The organism is Bacillus fungorum, assembly GCF_002746455.1.
GTDB classification, from domain to species: Bacteria; Bacillota; Bacilli; order Bacillales; family Bacillaceae_G; genus Bacillus_A; species Bacillus_A fungorum.
Genome location: NZ_NWUW01000112.1, coordinates 1 through 1,518 on the forward strand (window position 1 = coordinate 1; position 1,518 = coordinate 1,518).

1 pseudogene is annotated in these 1,518 nt (G+C 40.1%); it reads left to right on the forward strand.

From position 1 onward, the window contains the following. A pseudogene (locus tag CO726_RS30855) lies at positions 1-1,518 on the forward strand (hypothetical protein); the annotation flags it as partial.

Here is a 1,518-nt window from a genome sequence, read left to right on the forward strand (position 1 = left end):
AAGCATTTGCTTCTCAGCTATCGCAACAATTACAAAGCAATCCGAATATAAATGCGATGGGTGTATCTAGTGCAGCAGGCATTCAAAAAGCTGTAAATGGTGTGAAAACACATAGTTTAGCAAATGGATATGGAAACCAGAAACAAAAAGATGTAAGTAATGTCGGGAACTTAGTACAGGCATCTACAGAATCCTTTAAACAAGGATATGCAGCGGAGAACAAAGTAAACTTTATGAAAAACTTGTCTCCAACTATGTCTCAAACGCAAAAAGTAGAAGCTTGGCAATCTCACTTAAATGATAAAGGTAATGAATTTAAAGCAGTCGCTCAGCAAGCGGCGGTACAAGCGGGTGCGATGCCCGTACAGGCAAAAGATACGAGTGGTAAGAGTCTACATAATCAATCGTATATTAATAAAGATGCCTTTGCTTCGCAATTGACGAAAGGTTTACAAAGTCATGCAAGTCTTGGAACAGTGAGTCAACAAGTAGGTTCTGGAATTACTAGTGCGATTCAAGGTGTTCGTTCACACGGTGTTGCTACAGGTGGTGCAATCAATAAAGCTGTGTTTGCAGCTACGCAAACGCAAGCGAGTATGGCACGTGCAGGAAATCTGTCTGTTTCTGAAATTGAACGATCGTATGCAGATGCATCAGCTAGTATAGCGAATATTTCGCAAAGTGCTGGGAAAATGACGATTCCAACTTCAGCAGTGGGACGTATGACACAGCAAAGTAAGATGATTGGTGTAAGTATGATGGAAGGTGCCAAACATCTCGTGCATACAAAAGGGTTAGAAAATGTATCAAAAGCATACTTTAATGCGTCAAGTGCTGTTCAGCAGGCTGGTGGAACTGCAGTACAAAGAGTGATGAGTGGAACTGCAGCTGCCGTTCATACTTCGTTAGGAGGTAACGCAGCAGAGCGCCATTACAATGTGACAAAAGGATTAAGCTATGCAGCAGGTGTAATTGGTGGTGCAGGTGCTTACCAAGCTACTGCACGTATGGTAAGTAAACATAATCCTTATAATAAAGCAGTTCAAACAGAAGCAAAAGAAATTCAAGAGATTCAGAGAATGGTACCAACAACAACAGATGCTACTGGAAGACAATCAGTTGCTCAAGGTGCAGTACGTCTTGTGACGACAAATAATAAATCATGGATTGAAGCCAAAGATTCTAGTGGTATGACGCAAGTTGTATCTCGTTATGCTAGTGGAGATAGTAGTATTCGTTCAGGACAAGTTGTATATCAAGATTTAAATATTTCGGATGGACAATTAACGCAGTACCGTAATGGTATGAAAGCTACACCAGCATATATTCAAGATTCTAGTGGTGGGAAAATTAGTATCAATCGTTCTATCAATATTAATCCAAATCAATTAGTAGGAAATCAAAATCAAAGACCCTTACAACAGAAACCAGTATTTAGTGAACCGCCACTTACAGTAAGTCATAAGGTAGACAATGGTCACTTCTATATGTCTGATTTAGACCAAGGGGGATACCAAA